Source organism: Pseudoalteromonas maris (assembly GCF_049257235.1).
GTDB lineage: Bacteria > Pseudomonadota > Gammaproteobacteria > Enterobacterales > Alteromonadaceae > Pseudoalteromonas.
The window spans coordinates 158,775-184,337 of record NZ_JBMMUF010000005.1 but is presented as its reverse complement, the minus strand read 5'-3'; the positions used below and the strand labels follow the sequence as shown (position 1 = coordinate 184,337).

General features: G+C 45.9%; 23 protein-coding genes. 13 read left to right on the top strand and 10 right to left on the bottom strand.

What is annotated here, in order from left to right:
- Window positions 1-45: 45 nt before the first annotated feature.
- Genes ruvX through AAEU32_RS09225 form a run of 6 tightly spaced genes read right to left on the bottom strand, consistent with a single transcriptional unit; the run spans window position 46 to window position 4,170 of the window.
- Window positions 46-492: a Holliday junction resolvase RuvX gene (gene ruvX, locus AAEU32_RS09250; protein ID WP_421970243.1), complete on the bottom strand. Its 447-nt coding sequence runs from the start codon at window positions 490-492 to the stop codon at window positions 46-48.
- Window positions 489-1,046, bottom strand: coding sequence for a YqgE/AlgH family protein (locus tag AAEU32_RS09245; RefSeq protein ID WP_421970242.1), 558 nt, complete (start codon window positions 1,044-1,046; stop codon window positions 489-491). Before AAEU32_RS09245 ends, ruvX begins: the two co-directional genes overlap by 4 nt.
- Before the next feature lie 14 nt (window positions 1,047-1,060).
- Window positions 1,061-2,014, bottom strand: coding sequence for a glutathione synthase (gene gshB, locus AAEU32_RS09240; protein ID WP_421970241.1), 954 nt, complete (start codon window positions 2,012-2,014; stop codon window positions 1,061-1,063).
- 57 nt (window positions 2,015-2,071) lie between these two features.
- The gene (rsmE, locus tag AAEU32_RS09235; protein WP_421970240.1) at window positions 2,072-2,806 is read right to left on the bottom strand and encodes a 16S rRNA (uracil(1498)-N(3))-methyltransferase; all 735 of its coding nucleotides are present in this window, start codon (window positions 2,804-2,806) and stop codon (window positions 2,072-2,074) included.
- Between the two features lie 36 nt (window positions 2,807-2,842).
- Window positions 2,843-3,265, bottom strand: a complete 423-nt coding sequence (locus AAEU32_RS09230; RefSeq protein ID WP_421970239.1) for a hypothetical protein — start codon at window positions 3,263-3,265, stop codon at window positions 2,843-2,845.
- A 14-nt stretch (window positions 3,266-3,279) separates the two neighbouring features.
- On the bottom strand, window positions 3,280-4,170 hold the full coding sequence (locus AAEU32_RS09225) for a DUF350 domain-containing protein (protein ID WP_421970238.1): 891 nt from the start codon (window positions 4,168-4,170) through the stop codon (window positions 3,280-3,282).
- Window positions 4,171-4,239: 69 nt separating this feature from the next.
- Between AAEU32_RS09225 and glnE the strand changes: the two genes are divergently transcribed.
- Window positions 4,240-7,053, top strand: a complete 2,814-nt coding sequence (glnE, locus tag AAEU32_RS09220; protein ID WP_421970237.1) for a bifunctional [glutamate--ammonia ligase]-adenylyl-L-tyrosine phosphorylase/[glutamate--ammonia-ligase] adenylyltransferase — start codon at window positions 4,240-4,242, stop codon at window positions 7,051-7,053.
- A 3-nt stretch (window positions 7,054-7,056) separates the two neighbouring features.
- Here the strand turns inward: glnE and AAEU32_RS09215 are convergent, their stop codons facing one another.
- The 3 genes from AAEU32_RS09215 to tolC all read right to left on the bottom strand — a co-directional run bounded on the left by AAEU32_RS09215 (window position 7,057) and on the right by tolC (window position 10,118).
- Window positions 7,057-7,629: a TcpQ domain-containing protein gene (locus tag AAEU32_RS09215; RefSeq protein ID WP_421970236.1), complete on the bottom strand. Its 573-nt coding sequence runs from the start codon at window positions 7,627-7,629 to the stop codon at window positions 7,057-7,059.
- 59 nt (window positions 7,630-7,688) lie between these two features.
- Window positions 7,689-8,615: an LpxL/LpxP family Kdo(2)-lipid IV(A) lauroyl/palmitoleoyl acyltransferase gene (lpxL, locus tag AAEU32_RS09210; protein WP_421970235.1), complete on the bottom strand. Its 927-nt coding sequence runs from the start codon at window positions 8,613-8,615 to the stop codon at window positions 7,689-7,691.
- Between the two features lie 141 nt (window positions 8,616-8,756).
- Window positions 8,757-10,118, bottom strand: a complete 1,362-nt coding sequence (gene tolC, locus AAEU32_RS09205) for an outer membrane channel protein TolC (protein ID WP_421970234.1) — start codon at window positions 10,116-10,118, stop codon at window positions 8,757-8,759.
- 183 nt (window positions 10,119-10,301) lie between these two features.
- Between tolC and nudF the strand changes: the two genes are divergently transcribed.
- The 9 genes from nudF to AAEU32_RS09160 all read left to right on the top strand — a co-directional run bounded on the left by nudF (window position 10,302) and on the right by AAEU32_RS09160 (window position 19,853).
- Window positions 10,302-10,925 carry an ADP-ribose diphosphatase gene (nudF, locus tag AAEU32_RS09200; protein WP_421970233.1) on the top strand — a complete coding sequence of 208 codons (624 nt, stop codon included), beginning with the start codon at window positions 10,302-10,304 and terminating at the stop codon, window positions 10,923-10,925.
- Window positions 10,922-11,380, top strand: coding sequence for a DUF1249 domain-containing protein (locus AAEU32_RS09195; RefSeq protein ID WP_421970232.1), 459 nt, complete (start codon window positions 10,922-10,924; stop codon window positions 11,378-11,380). Before nudF ends, AAEU32_RS09195 begins: the two co-directional genes overlap by 4 nt.
- Window positions 11,367-12,146 (top strand): metallophosphoesterase, encoded by a 780-nt coding sequence (locus tag AAEU32_RS09190; protein WP_421970231.1) that lies wholly within the window; start codon window positions 11,367-11,369, stop codon window positions 12,144-12,146. Before AAEU32_RS09195 ends, AAEU32_RS09190 begins: the two co-directional genes overlap by 14 nt.
- Window positions 12,131-12,697 (top strand): YqiA/YcfP family alpha/beta fold hydrolase, encoded by a 567-nt coding sequence (locus AAEU32_RS09185; RefSeq protein ID WP_421970230.1) that lies wholly within the window; start codon window positions 12,131-12,133, stop codon window positions 12,695-12,697. Before AAEU32_RS09190 ends, AAEU32_RS09185 begins: the two co-directional genes overlap by 16 nt.
- A 40-nt stretch (window positions 12,698-12,737) precedes the next feature.
- Window positions 12,738-14,633 (top strand): DNA topoisomerase IV subunit B, encoded by a 1,896-nt coding sequence (parE, locus tag AAEU32_RS09180; protein WP_421970229.1) that lies wholly within the window; start codon window positions 12,738-12,740, stop codon window positions 14,631-14,633.
- A gap of 100 nt (window positions 14,634-14,733) precedes the next feature.
- Window positions 14,734-15,828 carry a PQQ-dependent sugar dehydrogenase gene (locus tag AAEU32_RS09175; protein WP_421970228.1) on the top strand — a complete coding sequence of 365 codons (1,095 nt, stop codon included), beginning with the start codon at window positions 14,734-14,736 and terminating at the stop codon, window positions 15,826-15,828.
- 16 nt (window positions 15,829-15,844) lie between these two features.
- Complete coding sequence (gene parC, locus AAEU32_RS09170) at window positions 15,845-18,142, top strand: DNA topoisomerase IV subunit A (RefSeq protein WP_421970227.1); 2,298 nt, start codon at window positions 15,845-15,847, stop codon at window positions 18,140-18,142.
- Window positions 18,143-18,544: 402 nt separating this feature from the next.
- Window positions 18,545-19,102 (top strand): hypothetical protein, encoded by a 558-nt coding sequence (locus AAEU32_RS09165; RefSeq protein WP_421970226.1) that lies wholly within the window; start codon window positions 18,545-18,547, stop codon window positions 19,100-19,102.
- Complete coding sequence (locus AAEU32_RS09160) at window positions 19,089-19,853, top strand: hypothetical protein (RefSeq protein ID WP_421970225.1); 765 nt, start codon at window positions 19,089-19,091, stop codon at window positions 19,851-19,853. The genes AAEU32_RS09165 and AAEU32_RS09160 overlap by 14 nt, the downstream gene beginning before the upstream one ends.
- A gap of 164 nt (window positions 19,854-20,017) precedes the next feature.
- On the opposite strand, the gene AAEU32_RS09155 is transcribed toward AAEU32_RS09160, so the two are convergent.
- Window positions 20,018-22,588 (bottom strand): TonB-dependent receptor plug domain-containing protein, encoded by a 2,571-nt coding sequence (locus tag AAEU32_RS09155; protein ID WP_421970224.1) that lies wholly within the window; start codon window positions 22,586-22,588, stop codon window positions 20,018-20,020.
- A 516-nt stretch (window positions 22,589-23,104) separates the two neighbouring features.
- Here AAEU32_RS09155 and AAEU32_RS09150 point away from each other — a divergent pair.
- The 3 genes from AAEU32_RS09150 to AAEU32_RS09140 all read left to right on the top strand — a co-directional run bounded on the left by AAEU32_RS09150 (window position 23,105) and on the right by AAEU32_RS09140 (window position 25,476).
- Window positions 23,105-23,809 carry a 1-acylglycerol-3-phosphate O-acyltransferase gene (locus AAEU32_RS09150; RefSeq protein ID WP_421970353.1) on the top strand — a complete coding sequence of 235 codons (705 nt, stop codon included), beginning with the start codon at window positions 23,105-23,107 and terminating at the stop codon, window positions 23,807-23,809.
- On the top strand, window positions 23,810-24,145 hold the full coding sequence (gene rraB / locus AAEU32_RS09145) for a ribonuclease E inhibitor RraB (protein WP_421970223.1): 336 nt from the start codon (window positions 23,810-23,812) through the stop codon (window positions 24,143-24,145). It abuts the gene before it with no gap.
- Between the two features lie 86 nt (window positions 24,146-24,231).
- Complete coding sequence (locus AAEU32_RS09140; protein ID WP_421970222.1) at window positions 24,232-25,476, top strand: cyclic di-GMP phosphodiesterase; 1,245 nt, start codon at window positions 24,232-24,234, stop codon at window positions 25,474-25,476.
- Window positions 25,477-25,563 lie beyond the last annotated feature (87 nt).

The following is a 25,563-nucleotide window of genomic DNA, read 5'->3' as shown; positions in this document are numbered from 1 at the left end:
CTAATCAATAATAAAGCGCCCACGGGCGCTTTTTTGTTGATGGGGTTAATAGCCCAAGGTGTGAGCGAAGAAGCTTTCCAATATCAGTACGGCAGAAGCGTTGTCGATGTTGCCTTTACTCAAATTGCGATAACCCCCTTGGGCAAAGAGTTGCTCTTTAGCTGCCGCGGTAGTGAGGCGTTCGTCCTGAGTATGTACTTGCAAGCCCGTTTGATTGTGTAAGCGATTTGCGAACTTGCGAGCACGATGAGTGAGGTCTTGCTCGGTACCATCCATATTTAATGGTAAGCCTACAACCAGTATATCTGGCTGCCATTCTTGTACCATTTGTTTGATGTCGTCCCAATTAGGAATGCCATCGCGCGCTTTAACCGCTTTTAGGCCGTTGGCCGTGCCTGTAAGTTCTTGTCCGATGGCCACACCAATGCTTTTGGTACCAAAGTCAAAGCCCATAACGCTGCGCTGACCTACTTCCTTTGTGCTTGTGCTCATGCGTGTCCTGCTTCTAGGCTAAGTTTATCCGCATCGATACCAACTAAAGCCAATGCCTTGTGCCAACGCTCGTTGATGGGGGTATTAAAAATGATGCTGGGATCGGCCTCAATGACTAACCAAGAGTTATCAAGTAACTCTTGCTCGAGCTGTCCCTCTGACCACCCAGCGTAGCCCAGTGTAATGATGAAGTCTTCAGGCGCATCACTGGTAGTCAAGCTCGCCAACACGTCTTTTGAGGTGGTGATCATGATATTTGAGCTGAGACTTTGTGAGGACGCATAGCCAGGCTTAGGTGTGTGTAAAACAAAGCCTCTATCTGTTTTTACAGGCCCCCCAGCGAAGACTTGGCTCGCTGCAGCGACAGTGCTTTTGTCATTGTCGATTTCAATTTTATCGAGTAACTCGCCCACCGTGACATCGATGGGTTGGTTTATCACTAACCCCATGGCACCGTCTTCGTTATGCTCACAGATATACGCCACCGCATGCTTAAAGAAAGGCTCTTGTAACGAGGGCATTGCGACCAAAAAATGGTTTGTTAATGACTGCATAAGCGTACCTCTGGTTAAGCGTCTTTGAGCTTGCGCTCCAAGGCATCAAAAAATTGGCCTGTAATAGAAATATCGGACTCGGCCTCTATTTCTTTAACGCAGGTCGGTGCAGTTACGTTCACTTCAGTAAGTTTATCACCAATTATATCCAGCCCCACAAAAAGTAAGCCCTTCGCTTTTAAAGTTGGGCCAAGCGATTCGGCTATGCGACGTTCGTCATCAGTTAACGGGCGCACTTCACCTCGGCCACCTGCAGCTAGATTGCCACGGGTTTCACCTTTTTGAGGGATACGGGCCAAGCAATAAGGGATAACTTCACCGTCAACGACAAGTACACGTTTATCGCCATCTTTAATCGCAGGAATATAATTTTGTGCCATCGCATAACGGCTGCCATGCTCTGTAAGTGTTTCAATGATGACACCGATGTTGGCATCGTCATGCTTGACGCGAAAAATAGAGGCACCGCCCATGCCGTCAAGCGGTTTTAAAATGATGTCGCCGTGTTCAGCTAAGAAGCTACGAATTTGCTTCGCTGAACGAGTCACCAGCGTATCAGGGGTAAATTCACTAAACCAAGCTGTGTAAAGTTTCTCATTGGCATCACGTAGACTCTGAGGCTTATTGACAACTAATGCGCCAGCCATTTCTGCACGTTCAAGAATGTAGGTGGCGTAAATGTATTCAGTGTCAAACGGAGGGTCTTTACGCATCAAGATGATGTCTAAATCACCCAAGGCAATATCTTGCTGATCAGCGAGTTCGTACCATTTGTTTTCATCGTCAAATACCTGCGCTTTGGCTGCATGGGCATACGCGTGGCCTTGACGTAAAAACAGGTCATCCATTTCTATGTAGTACAACTCATAGTTACGTTTTTGGGCTTCAAGCATCATCGCGAAGCCTGTATCTTTTTTGATATTAAACCCTGATATAGGGTCGCTGATAATACCCAATTTTATTGCCATTGCGTTACTCGCTTTAATTCGTTCTAGAAAAAGTAATGGGGTCAATGTTGGCAAAAATCAATTGGCTAAGTCGCCAAATTCAAGTTGCAATGCACTTAAGACCGTTAAAGCTGCTGTTTCAGTTCTAAGTACTCGTGGGCCAAGGCGAATATCAATAAATCCACTTTTTTGACTGGCGTTGATTTCTTCATCGGTAAACCCGCCTTCAGGCCCTACCAAGAAACGTACGCCGTTGCTCGGTGGCGTCAACGTTTTAATGCTATGCTGCGCGCGCGGATGCAAGGTGAGCTTAGTTGCATCTGTGTCTTGCGCTAACCATTGTTCCAATGACATTGGAGGATGGATGGTGGTGATGTGATTTCGGCCACTTTGTTCGGCTGCGCCAATGGCTATTTTTTGCCATTGCTGATGTTTCTTCGCGAGTCTATCGGCGGCCAGTTTCACACCACAACGTTCGCTAAAAAGCGGGGTGATTTCATTGACACCCAATTCCACTGATTTTTGAATCGTAAAATCCATTTTGTCACCGCGCGAAATGACTTGTCCTAAATGAATAGATAATGGGGATTCGCAACTAAAGTCATCAAATTCAATAGGCTTTACGACAATTTGCTTTTTGTTGGCGAGTGTAATTTCACAGAGGTATTGGCCTCCATCACCGTTGAATAAGCAGACTTGGTCGCCTGTTTGCATGCGCAACACACGGCCAATATGGCCCGCTGCATCTGCACTGAGCTCTACCTCAGCACCCAGCGTTAACGGGGCAGGTTCATAAATGTGCGGAATTCTCATATTTTTGCTCTATCGGAACTTTGCCGACAGTCTAACTTAGTCGCCTAAATGCGCAAGGGTCTCAGGGTCTTGATTACACGTTAAGTGGTTTTTGCGAAATGGTGTCTCTAACGGCTTAAACGTATATCCAGTGACGGTTTTTTCGATGATGTAGCGTTGTTCATGGAGTGAATCGAACACCCATTTGAGATTGTTGCCCGCTTTTTCATAGGCTTCTTGAAAGATTAGTATGCCTTGGACATTGTGATGACGCGATAAGTAACTAGACAACTCGGCAACGCTGATTTCGTTCTCAAAGTCACAATAACAGTAATCTTTGGCATGTTGGTCAAACATCAGTTTCACCATGTGGCGGGTGTTGGCTCCAGCAACAATGAGCTCAGCGCTATCTACATTGGCGCAAAATGCGCGGCTGAGTAGCGGGTCGCTATCTATGAGAAGAAAGTTGCTTAAATCCATGCACAGCCTCGTTATTAGGTGAAAATTTGAATCAGTATATAGCCCATAGCGCAATACACTGAAAATTCGACGGCGGCGATGCCGATGTTATCCTGTTGATCGACTTCAGCGCCTGTATTTACTTTGTATAGCACGATAAATTTTATTAATCGTGCCATCATATTCACCGCTAACCACATAAAGCCACAGTGGACTATCAGTATAAAGACATTTTCCACCATCTTGCCACTGTAGTATTCGGCACTAGCTAGCCCTGCATATAAAGCCAGTGCCATACCCAAAGACTTGCCAGCATAACGAATACCTATTGAGGTATTCTCAAGGTTGAAGTTGTTTTGCAGCGATGCACCTTGGTTAAATTTGGCGAATCTGGCTTCGCGAATTTTGCTATCCAATGCAAACATTCCCTGAAGCACGATGAAGTTAACAAAAACTACTAATAATGAGTATAGGCTATTGGTTTGAGACCAGTTAACTAAACCTATAACAACAATACTATTTCCTAATAACATGCCTGAATCGACCATGGCGGCACAGACATTTTGTTTAAGTATGGCTTTTTCTTCATTAAACCGATTGAGAATCCATTTGCGATGAATTGCTTGCCCCGTCTTTATAAACAGCAGCATTAATATGAGCAAGACTGGCGTCTTCCAAGGTGTTTGCTGCATGACCATTAAAGAGAAGTTATCGATGAGATAGCCAATGACCAGCACTAAGGATAGAAGATAACTGGCATAGCTGATCCCCAAGGCAAAATTGTCGCGTTTAGCGAGTTCTTCGCTGAGTGTTTGCCTCGCTTTCATCTGGGTATACAAGCGCAGTACGAACAGCACAAATGCGATAACGCTAAAACAGATAGCGAAGGTAATTAAGGACTCGTTTGGCAAAGTAAAATACGTCATACTGGCGACATCGAAGTTATCTTGGTTTCATTCTAGTACGGTTGGCCGTAACTTAAAAGAGAGCGTTCCATGCCTACACCTGTGCATATTTCTGAGTTTTTACAAAGCCTTGGTGAAAGCCGATTTGCTGAAATTTACCCAAATAAAGAACATGATGCAAGTCTAGTGTTGCTACTTGCATTGAGTGACTTTGCTTACAAGGTGCTGTGCGCACATCCCCAATGGGGCCCATGGTTATTAGAAGAGCAGCAGCAAAATGTACAGGTGCCGCAACCTGTCTTTAGTGAACCCTTGACTGATATCGACGAAAAAAGCGCGTTTACTCAATTGCGTTTATACAGGAAAAAGTTTTGGCTCCACGTTGCGTATCTCGATTTGGTGCGCAAAAACGATATTGCCCAGTCGATGGAGTATGTTTCACTCCTTAGCGATGAGCTTATTGATGCGGCTAACCGCTGGGCGTATGCCCATGTTGCTATGCTCAATGGACAGCCTATCGATGAGCAAGGTTTCCCCATGCCGATGATGATATTAGGTATGGGGAAACTTGGCGGCTTTGAACTTAATTACTCTTCTGATATCGATTTGATTTTTAGCTACCCCAAAATGGTATCCACGCAAGGTGGTAGGCGAAGTATTGAGTCGCAAGTTTTTTACACCAAGGTGGCACAAAAAGTGATTGCTGCTTTGGACCAACACACCGTTGATGGACGCGTATTTCGCGTCGATATGCGGTTGCGACCGTTTGGCGACAGTGGTCCTTTGGTTATGAGTTTTGCGGCGCTGGAAGACTATTATCAAGAGCAAGGTCGTGAGTGGGAGCGCTACGCCATGCTAAAAGGACGCTTGATTGGCCAAGCAAATCGTTACCATGATGACTTTTACGCCATGTTGCGCCCGTTTGTATATCGTCGTTACATTGACTTCTCGGTTATTGAATCACTGCGCAAAATGAAGTCGTTGATTGCCCAAGAAGTTCGCCGTAAAGGGCTAGTAGATAACATCAAGCTTGGAGCAGGGGGGATCCGCGAAGTTGAGTTTGTGGTGCAAGCATTGCAGCTTATTCGTGGTGGGCGAGAGCCCAAGCTACAAACCCAAGGGCTACACAGAGCCTTGGTTGCTTTGAAAGAGTTAGGTGTGTTTAGCGAGCAGCAACATCAACAGCTTTGGCAAGACTACGCGTTGTTGCGTCGTGTTGAGCAATATTTGCAAGCGTTCAATGATGAACAAACGCAGCAGTTACCTGAGAGTGAACTTGGCTGGGAGCGATTAAACTACCTACTTTCACAAGAAACGCAGCAGGGCAGTCGTGCCGTGATCAACGACGCCATGACCCGAATTCATCAGGAGTTTGCGCACGTTATCGGCTTTGAGCAGGAACACAGTGAGCCGGTTCAAGGGAGTTACGTGATGGCATGGGAGCACGGTGATACCGAGCTATTAAGTGATGTCATGAGCGAGGCACCGCAAAGACAAAGTTGGCAAAGCCCGTTGAGTCATTTTAAAGAGCGAGTCAGTAAAAAGCCCATTGGAAAACGTGGCCGAGACATCTTAGATAAGTTAATGCCGCAGGTGTTAGCTCAGTTGCATAAAGTACATGCCAGTGGTGAAGTGTTTGCACTCGTTGCCAATGTGCTCGACAGGATTATGTCGCGTACGGCCTATCTTGAGTTGCTGCATGAAAACCTCGGGGCGTTGCAGCAATTAGTGCGCTTGTGTGCGCATAGCCGGTGGATAGGAGAGCAGATCGCGCAGCACCCCATTTTATTGGATGACTTAATTGACCCAGCGCAGCTTTATAAGCCATTACCGCTTGATGCCTATGCCAGTGAAATACGGCAATATTTCTTGCGCATTGATGAGCAAGATTTAGAGCTGCAGATGGAAGCGCTGCGCCAGTTTAAACAAACTCAGCAACTGCGTATTGCCGCTGCTGATGCAACTGGTGCGCTTGAGTTAATGAAAGTGAGTGATCACTTAACTGCCTTGGCGCAGGCTATTGTTGAGCAGGCAGTTAACCTCGCATGGCAGCAAATGGTTGAGCGTTTTGGCTGCCCACAGGGTACTGACAGTGAAAATAAAGGGTTTGCTGTTATCGCTTATGGTAAAGCCGGTGGTTTAGAACTCGGTTACGATTCTGACCTCGATTTAGTCTTTGTACATAACCATGATGGTGAATCGGCAACCGATGGCGACAAGGCGATTTCATCCCGGCAGTTTTATCTCAAATTGGCCCAGCGGTTAATGCATTTATTTAACACCCGGACCGCATCGGGGATTTTATATGAGCTGGATACGCGCCTACGTCCAGAAGGGGCATCTGGGCTCTTAGCCATTAACATTGAAAGCTTTTTACATTACCAGCAGACCCAAGCATGGACATGGGAGCACCAAGCTCTCACGCGCGCACGAATTATCTATGGTCGTGAAGAGTTAACACAGCGCTTCAATGAGATACGTCAGCTTATTCTCACACAGCCAAGAGACACCGAGAAGTTACGTGAGGATGTGGTGCAAATGCGTGAAAAAATGCGCCAGCACTTAAGTAAAGACTCGCCAATGATGTTCGATTTGAAACAAGGAGCGGGGGGGATGACAGATATTGAGTTTATTACTCAGTATTTGGTGCTCGCATACGCACACCACTATCCACAGCTCGTTACTTATTCAGACAACATTCGCATACTCGAAGCTGCTGCTCAGTGTGGTTGCATTAGCGAGCAACAGGCGCAGGAACTTATTTACGCCTATTGCCATTACCGTGGTTTGTATCATGTTTTGAGCTTACGCAACCAAGATAAGCTGATGGTCAAAGCGCAGCTTGATAAAGAAATTAATTCTGTAAAACAGGTTTGGGAGGCGCTGCTAGCGCCTGCTCCTTAGTATTTAACTGCTCGATACTTTCAAACAGTTTTCGCGAATGTATGGGGCGGGGCGTTCAGTGATAATCGCTGCACGCTCGCGATAACAGAAGAAGGTTTGCACTTCGAATTCAAAGTCACTATCGATGGCTTTACCCACTTGGTATAAGGTTGAGACAAATGAATCATCCACTCTAAACGGGTGTTTTACGACATAGTCTTTGCCAAGATACCAATAAAACGCAATGCCTTCTTCTTTAGCGTAATCAGACATGACTTTTTTCAACGTGGCACCGGCTCTAAAACGGCGTGCTTTAACGGCCCCTTTCCAGCGTAAATCGACCTCTTGTACAGCACCTAAGCGCTGCTCCAACATCACTTCTAAATCGCCTGTTGGCTCCCCTAATTCAATGACGTACTTTTCACGATCTGTGGCATTACGCACTGAGTTTTTAATATTGGCATAAAACTGTGATAAGCCAGCAGCTGCGGCATTATCTCCAGTACTTTTATACATCGGGCCTTCCCCGAGTAAAAAGTAGGCAGCGGCCAAAATTAAAATAAAAGCCAGTGACAAATGTTTGATCCAAAACCACATTATAGAGACCTTCTTTATTATTCTAATTAAGCATAGATGCAGAAATAACGGATGTCAGTTTAGCGATAATAGGATGGCGCATTTTCGTCAGGACGCGTTTTAAAGCGTCTGTGCAGCCACATATATTGCTCTGGAACTTGATTAATTAACTCTTCCATGCGTTTATTAACCGCCGTTACATCGGCAACATCATCGCCGCTTGGGAAGTTTTCAAGCGCAGGCTGAATGCTTAAATGGTATTGGCCTTTTTCGTCTCGGCGGCTAAGAATACTCAGTGCTTTACAGTATTTAGCGGACGCAAAGATAAGCGTGCCTGTGGTACTTGCCGCATCGTCAATTGCAAAGAACGGGGCAAACACACTGCGCTTACGGCCATAGTCTTGATCTGGCAGGTAATAGCAAAAGTTTTTATCTTTAAGCGCTTTTAGTAAGCCTTTGACATCACGTTTGCCAACCAAATACTTATTGGAGCGCAAACGCCCTTTGGTGGTGAAGTAATCCATCAGTGCATTATTGTGAGGACGATAGAAACCAACGGCCTTGCGCTTGGTGCCCATGATGCGCGACGACATTTCAAGGTGCAAATAGTGCGGCGCCATGAGTAATACCCCGCAGCCTTCCTCATTCGCTTTATCAATATGCTCTAAGCCATTGATAGAACCGACAATACGCTTAATTCGCCACTGTGGCCACCACCAAGCCATCGCACTTTCAAAAATAGCCATACCGGTGTTTTCCATGTTTTTAAGCACCAATTTGGCTTGGTCTTCTTTACTCATGTGTGGATAACACAAAGCGATATTTACTTCGGCGATTTTACGGCGTTTCTTTACAAAACGATGCACCAAGCGACCTAAGGCACGACCAAGTGCCAATTGCCAAGACTGAGGCAACCAACTGAGGGTGTACAAAAGCGCAATAGAAAGCCAACTAGGCCAGTATTTGGGAGCTAAAAAGGCGAATTGAAAGGATGTTTTGTTAACCACGAGTGCAAAATTTACAATTACTAATGGCGCTCAGTATACGTTATTGACATAACAAAGCCAGCACTTGGCTGGCTTTGGTTTCACCTTATACTCGCTCACTATACCTTGGTATTGATGGCGCGTTGATGGTGCTTCGAGCGGTTAATTCAGGCTTTTAAGACCTTGGTTAATTGCCTCTAGGTCCTTCGCTGTAAGCGTGCCTGCGGCTTGTTTAAGCGTCAGTGTTGATACCACATAACGGTAACGTACATTGGCTAGGTTACGCTTGGCGTTGTACAGGTTTTGTGTGCTGATAAGTACATCAACAATGGTACGTGTACCTACCTCAAAGCCTGCTTCAGTTGCTTGCAGCGCACTCTCTGCTGAGATAACTGCTTGCTCAAGCGCCTTATAGGTGGCGATATCAGAAACCACTTGGTTGTATGACGTGATTGTACGGCGAGTGACACTGCGCAGCGTTGCTTCTAAATCTTCACTTGCAGCAACATACAAAGCTCGTGCTTGGTCTGTTGAGGCTACCGTTGCGCCACCTGAGTAGATAGGTACGCTTAGGTTCAAACCAATGGTCGTTTGGTCTTCACGTGGAATGTAGTCACGGTTGATAGTGGCGCCAGCAATACCGATTTCAGTGTCGGTCAATGAGTCACCGTATGACGCATTAAGTGCTAATTTCGGGTAGTGACCTGCTTGAGCAAGATCAATCTGTTGCTTGGCAATATCAACCGTCGCTTTTTGCACTTGAAGCTCAAGGTTGTTCTGTTTTGCCAGTTCGACAAAGTCAGTGTTCGCTTTCGCTGGTGATACGGTCGAGAAAGTCTCGGTATCAAGCATGTCTAGCTTAGCGTGATATTTGCCGGTGATTTCACGAAGTTGTTCGCGCGCTGTCTCAACATCATTTTTGGCCACGATTTCACGTGCGACCGAGTTGTCGAATTGCGCTTGTGCTTCATGAACGTCTGTGATGGCTGTTAGGCCTACTGCAAAACGTTGCTTCGTTTGTTCAAGCTGGCGTTCAATGGCGCGCTTCTCTGCTTGCACAAATTCTAACGTATCGATAGCACTCAATACATTAAAGTAGCCTTGCGCCACACGTACAATCAGAGATTGCTGTGCTAAGTCATAGGCGGTTTTTTGCGCCAATGCTTGTTTATCGGCGATATCCAATGAGCGCCATGCATTTAAATCGAAAATCGCTTGGTTTAGACTGATTTGGCGTGTGAATGTGTCACGCTCAGTGTTTACTGACATCAATTGGCCAGTGTCTGAGTCAACATCATAGCCATCACTGTCGGTCATGCTGTAGCCCATAGAAAAGCCAATTTGTGGTAGCAACGCACTCAATGCACGGTCTGTGTTATGCTGTTGGGCTTGGGCATTCGCCTTGGCTTTAAGGACAACAGGATCATTTTCAAGGGCAATTTGGTAAACCTGAAGTAGGTCTTCGGCATGACTGTAAGAGCTAAAGCTTAGCGCAAGCAAGGTAGTCAACAGTGTCTTTTTCATTATCAGTACAGTCCTTTAGAATATGTAGCGAATTATCTGTATGTTACCGTGACAGAAGACGCTTTTGGAAAGTAAAAAGCGTAAATAGGTGTGCATAAGTGTAACAGAATTTATATTTTGAGGAAGAGTAAACGAACTCGTTTACCTATGTTTTTTTTAATCTAACTAATTGGTCTGTTTTATATGGATAAAATCAGCTGTTTCTCCCGTCATGATGTCAGTATTGAGAGTAAAGAGCAGGTCTATAACGGCTTTTTCAAAATTGACATGTATCACTTTACCCATGGCTTGTTTGCTGGTGGGCAAAGTCAGACCATTCGCCGCGAGATTTTAGAGCGTGGTCACGCCGTTGCTGTATTGCCTTATGATCCAAAAACGCGACAAGTTTTACTCATAGAGCAAATACGTATCGGCGCAATGGCGACCAAAGAATCCCCTTGGCTCCTTGAGTGCATCGCGGGCATGGCTGATGGCAGTGAAGACTACCCTGAGGTAGTGCGTAAAGAGGCAAAAGAGGAAGCCGGCCTAGAGTTAGGTGAGCTGGAGTTTATGTTGTCTTATTTGTCTAGCCCAGGGGGCACAACAGAGCGCCTGTTTTTATACTTAGCAAATACAGACTTAACCCATGCCGGTGGTATATATGGTTTGCCTGAAGAGGGAGAAGATATCAAAGTGCATGTCATGGATGTGGAGGAAGCGCTGGCGCGCTTGCATTGTGGTGAGATAGATAACGCTGCCACTGTGATTAGTCTACAATGGTTAGCACTTAATGAGCAGCGTATGCAGAAGCAGTGGAATAAAGAGTGACATCAGTGGTCAGAAAAGCGGGATATATTCAGTCGCTACCTAAATATCTCACATTGTGTGAACGCAATTACACCAATGTAATTCGTATTTTGCCGGCTGAGCAAAAGGTGGGGGCGATTAAACTGTTGGATATAACCCATGAGCGCTATCAGATTAAAATAGAACACTTGGCCAAATACACCACTGATATTTGTATCACCCAAGTACAAGGTGCTATTGATGGTATGTTTACACCACCGATGAATGTACGCATTTACCATGATGCGCGGGTGGCGGAGGTGGTGCATCCTGATTACCACAAGCGTATTAAACCAGCATATGGCTACCCCAACCCGAAAATGCATCAAAAAGATGAAAAGTATCAAGTAAATGCCTTCTTACATGATTGGCTAACATTCTGTATGACCCATGGTGAAGCGGTATTAGATTGGGATTGTGGTAGTGACTTGGTTTAACTCTTTTTCTATACCACATGAGCGCCCGTTATATTTTGGCCACTTTACTGATTGTCATTTATTTGCTGACTTAAATGGCCAATATTTTGATGAAAACTGCGCCGATAATTTGCTAAGAACGCTGGACGTTATGGCTACAGAGAACTTTGACTTTGTGGTCTTTGGCGGCGATTTAACCCAAGATCACAGTGAACAGTCGTATCGAGTGTTTGCTGATTTAATTGCAAAAAGTGCGTTAGCGTGTCCGGTATTTTGGGTGCCAGGCAACCATGATGATATTGCCTTGCTGGAGCGCATGAGTGAGGGGCAAATCAGAGCGTGTAAACTCATCGAGCACCCATTTGCGAACATATTACTGATCAACACCAAGGGCACGACTCCTGCGGGGTGGATTCAAGCAACACACCTTGAACAAATCGAGGGGATGTTACGAAGGTCAGACACCGCTAAGGTGCTTATTGGGCATCATCATCCCCTCCCTGTTGATGGCTACATTGATAAACATATTCTCGATAACGGGTCACAGTTATTGGCATTAACTGATAGAGTTGATCACAAGGTTAAAGCCGTGCTCCATGGCCACGCGCACAATCGTTACGAGCGCCACTACAATGGCGTGCGCATTCTTGGCACACCCGCGACATCAATACAATTTACAAAACACACGACTGATTGGCAGCAGCAGTGTTTAGGACCAGCCTATCGTACCTGCCTGATAGACCAAGATGGCGAACTAATAACAGATGTAAAATGGCTCGAAAACTAATTTATATTCATGGCTTTAATAGTTCTGAACTGTCGCAAAAAGCGGTGTCGCTAGGCGAACACTTGGCATCATGGGACGGCGAATATTGTGTACCAAGACTCAGTCATGACCCCAAGATTGCCATAGCGCAGGTTGAAGCGCTTATTGATACCAATACCGCCTTGATTGGCAGCTCGCTGGGGGGCTTTTATGCTACCTATTTATCGCAACGCTATCAGGTGAGCGCGGTGGTGGTAAATCCAGTAGTTAACCCAGCGGCATTATTCACAACTTATCTAGGTCAGCAGTACAATCCGTATCAGGATTATCACTATGAACTCGATAAAACGCACTTGCTTGCGTTACAACAACTTTATTTAGAGCAATTAGCTTCCCCCGAGCTATTGTTTTTGTTACAACAAGAAGGTGATGAAGTGTTACCCTATGAGCAGGCTGTGCAGTACTACCGCAACGCAAAGCAGGTAGTTGAGCCCGGTGGCGATCACCGTTTTGTAGGATTTGAGCGCTATTTTGGTGCCATTACACGATTCCTTAATATCACTGTTGGGTGAACAACCCCACGAATAATAAAGGCTATTTACGAATAAAAATATGAGCCAGCAAAACTATAACGCCGAAGCAATTGAAGTATTAAACGGTCTGGACCCAGTAAAACGTCGTCCAGGCATGTATACCGATACCACCCGCCCTAATCACCTTGGTCAAGAGGTTATCGATAACAGTGTCGACGAAGCCTTAGCGGGCCATGCCACTAAAGTGGACGTCATATTGCACGAGGATAACTCGCTGGAAGTGATTGATGATGGCCGCGGTATGCCGGTGGATATTCACCCAGAAGAAGGTATCCCTGGGGTGGAGCTTATCCTCACCAAACTCCATGCTGGTGGTAAGTTCTCAAATAAAAACTACCAATTTTCTGGTGGTTTGCACGGTGTGGGTATTTCAGTCGTAAACGCCTTATCCACGCGCGTGCAGGTTACCGTTCGCCGTGATGGCGAAGTCTATGAAATCGGCTTTGCTAATGGTGATAAAGTACAAGATTTAGAAGTAACAGGCACAGTCGGCAAGCGCAACACCGGTACCTCGGTGCGTTTTTGGCCTGACGCTAGCTACTTTGACTCCGCCAATTTCTCGTTAACCAAACTCAATCATGTGCTCAAAGCCAAAGCTGTTTTGTGTCCGGGTTTGCGTATTCGCTTCATCAATAAGCAAACTAAAGAAACCCAAGAGTGGTTTTATGAGGCGGGTCTAAAAGACTACATTAAAGATGCGACAAAAGGCTACGAAACACTCCCTAAAGAGCCATTTACAGGCGAATTCAGCGGTGCCACAGAAGGCGTGGATTGGGCGTTATTGTGGCTCCCTGAGGGTGGTGAGTCGATTACAGAGAGTTATGTAAACCTCATCCCCACGGCCCAAGGTGGTACGCATGTTAATGGATTACGTCAAGGCCTACTTGAGGCTATGCGCGAGTTTTGTGAGTTCCGTAACTTGTTACCACGTGGCGTGAGATTGACGCCCGAAGACATTTGGGACAAGTGTTCTTATGTCCTCTCCGTGAAGATGCAAGACCCGCAATTTGCCGGACAGACCAAAGAAAAACTGTCGTCACGTCAATGCGCTGCCTTTGTTTCTGGTGTGGTAAAAGATTCCTTTAGCTTGTGGTTGAACGAGCACACAGATGTTGCTGAGTTACTCGCAGAGCTATGCATTAGCAATGCGCAGCGCCGTATGCGCGCCGCTAAAAAGGTGGTACGTAAAAAGGTCACTCAAGGACCTGCATTGCCAGGAAAGCTGACCGACTGTAGTAGCAGTGAAATCGAGCGTACGGAATTATTCTTAGTAGAGGGTGACTCAGCGGGTGGCTCTGCGAAACAGGCGCGTGACCGTGATTTTCAAGCAATCATGCCACTGCGCGGTAAAATATTGAATACGTGGGAAGTGGAGTCAGGGCAAATCTTGGCATCACAGGAAGTGCATGACATCTCGGTTGCATTGGGTATTGACCCTGATAGCGAAGACTTAAGTGGCTTGCGCTACGGCAAAGTGTGCATCCTTGCTGATGCGGACTCCGATGGGCTGCATATTGCCACTTTGTTGTGCGCATTGTTCGTGAGGCATTTCCCAGCGCTTGTGCGCCAAGGGCATGTTTATGTCGCGATGCCTCCTTTGTATCGTATCGATGTGGGTAAAGAAGTGTTTTATGCCCTCGATGAAGATGAAAAAACCGGCGTATTAGATCGCATCGAAGCAGAGAAAAAGCGCGGTAAAGTGAATGTACAACGCTTCAAAGGTTTGGGTGAAATGAACCCGCTGCAGTTGCGTGAAACGACGATGGATCCAAATACTCGTCGCCTCGTACAATTAACACTGGACGAAATGGAGCAGACTTTGGAAGTGATGGATATGTTGCTTGCCAAAAAGCGCTCCAGTGACCGTCGTGACTGGCTTGAAGCCCACGGTGACAAAGCGGAAGTTGAAGTATAAACCTTGCACTTTGCAACGGTTGAATCGTTTTACAAATGTGAGTTTACGCGCGGGCAAGGCAGTAGGGCTGCGCGCTAACCCAAAGAAAAGAAGAGTGAACATGCGTAATAAAATTCTCAGTACTTTAATTGGTTTGGCTTTTGTTGGTGGTGCGCAGGCAACTGATATCACCGAGCGTTTGGTTGTGCCTGAGGGCTTTACCATTGAACCTTATGCACTTGATGTTGATAACGCCCGTCAAATGGCATTATCGGATACCGGTATTGTCTATGTGGGCTCGCGCAAAGCAGGCAAAATTCATGCACTGATTGATGCCGACAAAAACGGCCAAGCGGAGCGCAAAGTATTGATAGCCGAAGGCCTGAATATGCCATCGGGTATCGCCTTTAAAGGTGGTGATTTGTACGTGGCTGAAATTGAGCGCATCGTGCGTTTCAAAGATATCGATAAATCACTAGATAAAGCCGAAATGGAAGTGGTGTTCGACCAGCTTCCAGATAAACGCCATCATGGTTGGAAGTTTATTCGTTTCTCACCTCAGGGTGATTTAATCATTCCTGTGGGTGTGCCGTGTAATGTGTGTGAAGAAGACCCTGAGTTTGGTCTTATTTACTCACTAGATATGGACACCAAAGAGGTGACTACCTTGGCAACGGGTGTGCGTAACTCTGTGGGTTTTGACTACCACCCACAAACGGGCAACCTATGGTTCAGCGACAATGGTCGTGACATGATGGGGGATGATATTCCGCCATGTGAAATAAACGTTATCACTGAGCAAGGCCAGCACTTCGGCTTCCCTTATTTTCATGGGGGGACCATTGCCGACCCTGAGTTTGGCAAGGGTAAGAACATGAGCGACTACGTGCAACCAGCACTTAACCTAGGCGCTCATGTGGCACCGTTGGGTATTCATTTCTATACCGGTGAACAGTTCCCGCAAACATATAAAAATCAACTGTTTGTAGCCGAACATGGCTCGTGGAACCGCTCTAAAAAAGCGGGCTATCGGGTGATGATGGCACATGTTGAAGGGGATAAAGTGACAGGTTACACGCCGTTTATCACTGGCTTTATGGAAAACGAAGAAACCTTCGGGCGCCCTGTGGCGATGATACAAATGCCAGATGGCAGCATGCTAGTGTCTGATGACTACGCTAATGCTGTTTACCGAGTCCAATATAATAAAAAGTAAGTTTGGATAATACGCAATGACACAAACAACGACCTTGTCGCAACAAGGCATAGAGCAACTTACTATGGGGCGTTTCACTGAAGACGCCTACCTCAACTACTCCATGTATGTGATCATGGACCGTGCACTGCCGCACATCGGTGATGGTTTAAAGCCCGTGCAACGTCGAATCGTTTATGCGATGAGTGAATTGGGGTTATCCGCGGCTGCAAAGTACAAAAAGTCAGCACGTACCGTCGGTGACGTACTCGGTAAATACCACCCCCATGGTGACAGTGCCTGTTATGAAGCCATGGTATTGATGGCGCAGCCATTTTCGTATCGTTATCCGCTGGTCGATGGTCAGGGTAACTGGGGGGCTGCCGACGATCCTAAGTCATTCGCCGCGATGCGTTATACCGAAGCGCGTTTATCTAAGTTCTCTGAGGTTCTGCTCAAAGAACTTGGGCAAGGAACCGTTGATTGGACGCCTAACTTTGATGGCACGATGAAAGAGCCGCAGGTTCTGCCGGCGCGCTTACCGCATATTTTGCTCAATGGTGTGACTGGTATTGCCGTGGGTATGGCAACAGACATTCCGCCACACAATGTGCGCGAATTAGCCGAGGCGTGTTGTTTATTGCTTGATAAGCCAAAGACTGAGTTGCATGAGTTACTCGAGATAGTCAAGGCGCCAGATTACCCGACTGAAGCAGAAATTATTACGCCTAAAGCGGATATCGAGAAGATTTACACCACCGGTCGTGGCTCGTTAAAAATGCGCGCTAAATACCATGTGGAGCAAGGTGAAGTGGTCATCACTGCGCTGCCGCACCAGTGTTCTGGTGCTAAAGTGCTTGAGCAAATTGCCAACCAGATGACGGCGAAAAAGCTGCCAATGGTGGCCGATTTGCGTGATGAGTCTGACCACGAGAATCCAACTCGCATCGTGGTGGTGCCGCGCTCAAATCGCATCAAAGTTGAGCCTCTGATGGCGCACTTATTTGCGACCACGGATCTTGAGAAGAACTACCGTGTTAACTTGAACATGATTGGCCTTGATGGCCGCCCTCAAGTAAAAGACCTAGGCAGTATTTTAAGTGAATGGCTGACGTTCCGTCGCGATACCGTGCGCCGCCGTTTGCAGTATCGTCTTGATAAAGTGCTGGCGCGTTTGCATATCCTTGAAGGTTTAATGGTGGCATTTCTCAACATTGATGAGGTGATCGCTATCATCCGCAATGAGGATGAACCTAAGCCTGTATTGATGGAACGCTTTGGCCTGACTGAAACCCAAGCAGAAGCCATTCTTGATTTAAAACTTCGTCATTTGGCGAAGTTGGAAGAAATCAAGATCCGTGGTGAGCAGGATGAGCTGGAACAAGAGCGTGACAAACTAGAGCTAACGCTTGGTTCAGAGCGTCGTATGTCGACCTTGATGAAAAAAGAGATTCAAGAAGCGGCCGAGATGTATGGTGACGAGCGTCGCTCTCCTGTGGTTGAACGTGAAGAAGCCAAAGCGCTGAGTGAAAAAGATCTGATCCCTTCAGAATCAGTGACCGTGGTGCTCTCTGAAAAAGGCTGGGCACGTGTCGCTAAAGGCCATGATGTGGACGCCCAGGGGTTAAGCTATCGCTCTGGTGATAAATTTAAAGCCAGTGCGAAAGGTAAAAGCAATCAACCTGCTGTTTTCCTCGACTCCAGTGGTCGTGCATTTGCGACCGATGCACACAGTTTACCTTCGGCTCGCAGCCAAGGTGAGCCCATGTCAGGGCGATTCAATATCGCCGCAGGTGCGAGCCTTGAACATGCAGTTATGGCCGATAACGAGCAAATGTTATTAATGGCCAGTGATGCGGGTTATGGCTTCGTTGCTGAATTCAGCGACCTAGTGAGCAAGAATAAAAACGGTAAGGCATTGGTGAGCTTGCCAAAAGGCGGCTTGTTAATGCAGCCAATTGCGGTGAACGATATCGCCACTGATTACTGTATGTCGATATCAAGCGAGGGGCGCATGCTATTGTTCCCACTGCGTGATTTACCAAAACTTGCTAAAGGTAAAGGCAATAAGATTATCTCCATCCCAAGCGCTAAGGTTCAGGCTCGTGAAGAGTATGTGAAACTATTAGCCGTGGTGCCTGAAGGGGCGAGCGTGACACTGCTTGCAGGTAAGCGCAAACTGACCCTCAAGCCGAGCGACCTAGAGCACTATCATGGTGAGCGTGGACGCAGAGGTAATAAACTGCCTCGAGGCCTGCAGCGTGTTGATGGCTGTGAAATAGAGCTGATCACCAGTGATTCAGAACCTGAAGTGACCGACGAAACACTAGCGTAATATTAGATACCGCCCACATAACTCAGGGCGGTATTTTTTTGCCATTGTTTACGATGGGCTATACTGATACCAATTCGGAATAATAGTTAATCATTTTGAGGCATAAAACTCGTAGCTACCTGCGTTACAAACCTCTCATTTAGAACAACTAAATAATAAAATTTTTGCTTTTTATCAACGAGCTATTGTTGCGTCAAAATAGCACACTAAATTAAGCGAATTGGTATGAATCAAGGTTAACGGCAAGGATTCACTTATGTATTTGCAGTAGTGTGAAGGGAGTGCTAAAAAACTTTCAACAGTTCACACACTACTGTTATTCACAGATGATAACCTGACAAATGGACTGGCAATTATCACCGCACTAACACGCACACTCTCACAGAATAAGAGGTCTGCTATATGCGCATCATACTTATCTTGCTACTTTTTGTTGGTGGTTGTTCTGTTACAAAATCACTGCCGCACAAAAATGTGTTTTCTATGGCCCTGTTGGCACCGCAAAACGTCAATACTTCACAGCTAATCGTGTATTCAAAGTCTGAGGCTTGGCTATCTGAGGCCACGTATAAATATATTGTTGTCAACGGTGAGCATGTTTCAACCATTACTCAAGATACCTTTGCGCTACTACAAATAAATACGGGTATTAATAGTTTAAGAGTGATACAGCATGGATATGACTCGCTAGAGTTACCGTCTTTTTTATTTGGTTCGGGAGGTTCTGCATTCAAGCAGAGGTTTGAAGATACCATTGATTTACTCATTGAGCCTCACACCACCACATTTGTTTCGATTGACTATACAAACAAAGAGATTAGCTTTGCGTGTCGGGAAACACAGGCAGCAATCAACATATGTACCTCCACAGTAGAAGGTATAGTGTTGAAAGAAGAAAAAAGGGAGCAAGCATTAGCCACATTAAAAGGTTTACACGAGGTATGCCATGACTGTAATTAGAATCCTCTTTGTGCTTGTGGGTTTATTATCTGTGGGATGCACATCAACACCCGCAGTTGAATATTCTCCGTTCGTAGGGGTGTCAAGAGACCAAGCTATTAAGGTCATTGCTTTTGAAGGTATTGTAACAAATGAGCTTGATACAACCTCTATGGGTGAATACCTTCTTAAGGGGGCGGCTATCGGGGGGACGGCTGGTGTTGAAGCTGGATATAACACCGGTCTCGAGCTCACAGGTAATGATTGTGCTGAGTTTTTTATCGTTTGTTTAGCACTATTGCCAGTATATGGGGTTATAGGCACCAGCATGGGGGCTGTGGTGGGTGGCGTTGCTGGCCTCGCTGAGAAATTGCCAGATTCAACTGTAAACTCTATGCAAGAAATCATTAACGAATATTTTGAAAAACAACCTATCAATAGCGGATTTGCAGATATTTTCATCAATAAAGCACAGCATAAGTGGCAGGTTAATGACAACGCTAAAACGACAGTCGTCTTGGCTGTCATTGCTATAAGAGCATTGAATGAAACCGGTGATAAGGTTGCATTTTCAATTACCACGGCAATGAGCCTAGATTATGCTGATGGCTCTGCACTGAAAACAAAGCCTTTCCATGCGACGCAACAGACTAATGCGTATGAAATTGAAGAGTGGGTACACGGAGGACAAGATTTATTCACTGAAGAGGTGAATCAAATACTCACTAAATCCTCACAAATCTATATAAAGTTATTGGCGCAAAAGATTTAGTCTCTGTATTTGTTTGGGTAAAACTCCTTAAACGATAGCCTCAGGTGCTTTGTGTAGAATTGAACCTTGAATGTGACCTGGATCGATGATGAGCAACTAAATTACTATGAATGGTGCTTAATCACAAAAATAGCCCCTGCAGTTGCAGGGGCTTTATATTTCCTTTAGAAGCTAAAGGTAACTTTGCCGTACACGTAGCGGCCAGTGAAGCCGTATGGTGAGAAGCCAGAGTATGGGAAGATGTTTGAGAAAGTGGTTACATCGTCCACAAGCTCACGAGTTGGCTTTGGATACACATCAAACAGGTTGTTGATACCCAGCGACACATCGATATTATCAGTGAGCATCATTTTACCGTCTAAATCCGTGATCCACTCCGCAGGGATAACCTCGTTACGCTCAGGAATTGAGCTTGGATCTTGGGTTTCGCCGTAGCGCGTTGTACGCAGTGTGACGTTATAGGCATCATAGCTCCAACTCGCACTGAGATTAATCTTGCTCTTCGGTGAACCTACCTCGAAACGGCGCAGTTCGACATCAGAGAATAGATTGTCTTGGTCGAACCCAGCACCTTGCAGTACTGCAGGTGGTGGCAAGATATCTGTGACCTCATTGTCATTGAAGTTCATGCTGGCGTTAAACAGCACGCTACCATAGTCGTCTGTACGTAGGGTGTAGGAGGTAACAATGTCCACACCTTCGGTGCGTGAGTTAATGGCGTTCAAGAAGAAACGTGCGCGTGTGGCACCTGTGCCTGCTAACAAGGCTTCGATTGCTGCACCAGATAAGTTGTTTGATAACACAATACGGTCGTCAATATCGATGCGGTAGAAGTCGATAGCGAGGTTAAAGTCTGCGTTTGGTGAGTAGGTGAAACCAAAGCTGAGGTTGTCTGATTCTTCGGCATCAAGCCCTGGGCTACCCAGCGCTTGTGCAACGTTGCTTGAAGGCGCGAACGTACCGGTTTCCGTGGGTACACCATCCACAAACACCGTAGAGATAGAGGTAAAGTATTGTTGTTGCAGTGACGGTGCACGGAAGCCAGTTGATACTGAGCCGCGCAGCGCAAAATCATCTGTTACCGTAATACGGTTCGACCATTTCCAATTAAAGGTGCTACCAAAATCAGAATAATCTTCAAATCGACCCGCAATGGCCATGTTCCAGTTTTCCATGACATCGGCTTCTAGGTCGATGTAGGCACTGTAGTTATCACGGTCGTTGTCACCTGCAGATGCCGGTGTAAAGCCTGGGAATACCTGAGAACCTGCTGCTCCAAATGGACCATCCACTGGATCTGTTGCCACACCGCCTGGGCCGAATGTACCGCGAATGTAGGAACCTTCTTCACCCGCTGTGATTTTGTAATTCTCTTCGCGATACTCTAGACCAAACGCCAAGTTCATGTCAGATGCAAAGGCATCAACAGTGATAAGGCGACTGGCATCGAAGTTTAATACGAATTGGTCATACTCCAACTTACCTGCATCAAACTCGGTTTGGCTTGTTGGCCCTAACGACGTATTCAAGGTGTTGACAACGCCGTAGCCAAGCTCGTTGCCACCGTAGTTGAGTGACGCGTCGTAGTTCCAGTCCTCATAATCACCTTTTAAGCCCATAACCAAAGACTTATCTTTGATATCACCTGTAATAGAAGGCAAGAAACCATCTGGGTAAATGGCTAAAACGTTGCGACTATCTTGAGCGCGGCGATAGAAACCAGAGCCTTTAGAATCACGATTGCTCATCCCTGCGGTGGCATAAAACTCAAGGTCATTACTAATTGATTTGCCCGCATTGATAAATAGCGCCATGTCTTCCACTTCGCCATTACCAAAGATGTGGTTGTAACGATTGACCGTGAGTTCACGAGGGTCAATGCTGCCATCTTGTTGGCGCGCATAGTTCTCACGTGGGTCAAAGTCAGCGCGATTAGATGAGTTACGGTCACGGTACTCTGCAGCCACGCTCACAAAGCCATCATCACCCCATGCAAAGCCCATGTTGCCGCGTAGGGTTAGGGTTTGGCCATCGGTACGTTTGCGGTCGCCGCCAGTTTCGAAGGCAAGATCGCCATTGCTGTCGGTGCTGACGTTTTTAAGATCTGGTACGCCGTCCATTTCAGTGACATTGGCACCGTATATTGCCGATAATTCACCGCCTTCGTCATTGTCTTTTAAAACAATGTTGATTACACCCGCAATGGCATCTGAGCCGTACTGAGCGGCCGCGCCATCACGTAATACTTCGATGCGTTTGATGGCATTGGCAGGAATAGTGTTAAGGTCAACGGCAGAAGAACCACGACCCGCAGAACCATTTACATTTAACAAGGCGCTAGTATGGCGGCGTTTACCATTGACCAATACCAAAGTGTGATCTGGTGCTAAGCCTCGTAATTGCGCTGGGCGGATATGGTCAGTACCATCGGTAATCGAAGGCTGGGGAAAGTTAAAGCTTGGCAGTAAGGTGTTGAGGATCATATTGGTCTCAGTCAGACCGGTCGCCTGAATTGAAGACTCATCAATGACATCAATAGGCACTGGTGAGTCATTGATGGTGCGCCCAACACGGCGTGAGCCGACGACACTGATTTTTTCGATCTTTTCCTGTGCACCCGATTGTGCTTCCTCTGCTGCAACGGTGTTGCTAATACTCATCAGTGAGCCCACTGTTGCTGCAACAGCCAGTGTTGAGAGTTTCAACTTAGGAAATGGTGAGTTGGATACGTTCATATGTTTCTTCCCATTTGTTTTTATCACTATCAAAAATGAAAAATGTGCTGCAATTAAGGCATAGCATAAAATTCATCGTTGTTCTTATTGCGCTTCAAATACTTACACTTTGTTACTAAGAAAAAAGAGTGGCGTGGATTTGGACGCTGACCGGCTAAGGCAGGTTTTTACCTCTGGTTTATGACCTTTGTATAAGAATAAATCTTTCATGTAGCCGCTCTTTTTTAATGTAAATGGCAGCAAATCACCTTAATTCATAGTATTTGCGAATTCTAAATTCAAGTTACCCGAAATCGAGCCGGAAGTTTTACAGCAAAATAAGTACAAAATCTATCCATAAATGGTCGATAGTGAATGGTTTCATGATTCTTTTATGAAGCAATGTAAATGAGCAATGTTATTTAGGGCGTGTTGATCTTTGCATTCAGTGTGCACGTGATGTGCAGCGTACAAGTGTTCGCTAAAGTGTTTGGGGCTATGTATAATAACGCCGTTTATTGTACTTTGGAGTTGCCTGTGCTGGCGTTGATTCGTTTGTTAGTGGTAGCGGTATTTATCCCGCTGAGCTTTCTTGCTGGTTTTGTATTGTGTATCGTGCGCCCGTTTCATGGTGATAATGTGCGCGTGATTGGTAGTTGGTATTCACGAATGTCACCATTATTTGGTGTTAAAGTGGTACTTGAAAAAGATGAGTCGATTGTCAGCGGTGAGCCAGCTGTTTACATAGCGAATCATCAAAACAACTACGATATCTTTTTCCTCCCTACTGCACTGCAAACGAATACGGTAAGCCTTGGCAAAAAAAGCCTTAAATGGATCCCGTTTTTTGGCCAGCTTTATTGGTTGTCGGGCAACATTTTGATTGATAGAAGCAACCGTAAAAAGGCAATGGCGACAATCAATAAAACCACGGAGAAACTCAAGCAAGGTGGATTGTCCTTGTGGATGTTCCCTGAAGGAACGCGTAGCTACGGTCGCGGCCTGTTACCGTTTAAAACGGGTGCATTTCATACTGCGGTAAATGCAAACATTCCTGTTATTCCTGTAGTTATGAGCAATACTCATAAATCCATTAAACTAAATCGTTGGGATAATGGTACTATTTACATCAAAATGTTGGCACCACAGCTACTTGATGGCTCAGCGGGAGCCAGAGAATATGCAGATCACTTTCATGCTCTTATGAAAGAGACCCTAGTGCAATTAGATGAGAGAAAATAAATGGAAAACTGGCGCGAGATCAGCGAAGAAATAGTTGAGTCGTTACTTGAAGATGGCTCTAACCCGGAATTACTTTACGAAGTTGAACACCACTTTGTATGTGAAGATTTTGCTGCTCTTGAAAATGCTGCGCTGGCCGCATTTAAACAAGGTTATGACGTTGAAGAGCCTGCCGAACTAGAGTTAGAAGACGGTGGCACTATTTGGGGCTTTGATGTGGTTGTTGAGTGTGAGCTAAACACTGAAGCAATCATGGAAGACGTAGATAAACTTGTTGCTATTGCTGAGCAAAATAACGTCGAATATGACGGCTGGGGTACTTATTTCCAAGACTAAAAGGTGGTTTTTACCACCTTTTCTAGACTTTTATTATTAGTTAGTGGTAATTTTCATCCCCCTTAATTGAGTTCTTCACACGGTTTATGTTGATCACCTTACCTATTAATGAATTAAAGCCCGGCATGTATATTGAGCGGGTCAGTAGGCAAGCACAAGGTGCATCAATTAAAATTAAAACCCGTGGCATGGTTCGAGAACCTGCAATTATTGAGCGCCTTGCCAAAGAGGGCGTTCAAGAGTTGATCATAGACTTCGCTCAAAGCGACGTTTCTATTCCTAAACACCTTATCCCAGCAAAACCCAGTGCACACAAACCCGTTAATGGGGCATCGCAATCAGTTCGTACCGACAGGCCGAAACTGGGGGAGCGTGATTTTGTGTTGGCGCCACTTGAGCAAGAGTTTCTCATAGCATCGACCTGTTACGATCAAAGCTTGGGTAAAATTCGTGCCATGTATCATGATCTCACCTCGGGTATGCAGGTAAATATGTCACTGTTAAGTGACATTGCTGATGCCATCGTTGATTCTGTATTTCGAAACCCTGATGCCATGGCAGCCTTGACCTTGTTGCGCGACCAAAGCAGTTATACTTGGCGCCATATGCTCAATTGCGCCATTCTTTGTGCGATTTTCGCGCGCTATTTGGGCTACGAAATTAACAAGGTAAGGCAAATGGCGCTGGCGGCGTTATTGCATGACATTGGCCTGGCAAAAGTGCCCCAAGGGATCCTGAGTAAGCCCGGTAAACTCACTGATATAGAAGTCAAAGCCGTACGTAAGCATGTGGCTTTAGGATTGGGTATGCTAAAAGGGCAAAAGCACATTACCAGTATGATGCTCGAAATGGTGGTCAATCATCATGAACGTCTCGATGGCAGTGGCTACCCAAGGGGGATCAGTGCCGATAAGTTGTCCCGTGAAGCACGAGTGTTAAGCATTGTCGATGTGTATGCAGCGATGATTGCCGATAAGCCTTATAAAAAAGGCGAGGATCCTATTTCGGCGTTGCGCTATTTGCTGTCTCAAAGAGAGCTGTTTGATCAGGCCTTGGTGCAGCGCTTTATCAAATGTGTAGGTATACACCCGGTAGGGACATTGGTGCAGCTTACCAATGAGCGTTTGGCTATGGTTATCCAAGGCAATGAAGACAATCCAATAAAGCCCAAGGTTAGGGTCTTTTACAACACCATGCACCGCCATCATATTACCACTAAAGACATTGATTTAAGCCTTAACAAAGACGAGATCAAGATTGTCGCCAGTACCGATGGTTCGCAATTTGATTTAAATTTAGCGCGATTGCTAAAAGAGCATTTGTTGCCTTAACGCTAGGCTTAGTGATTTTGCACCACCATGTATGCACATTGAGCGCTAAGAGCACAGCGCAACACCAAAATATCGTCCCGTAAATAG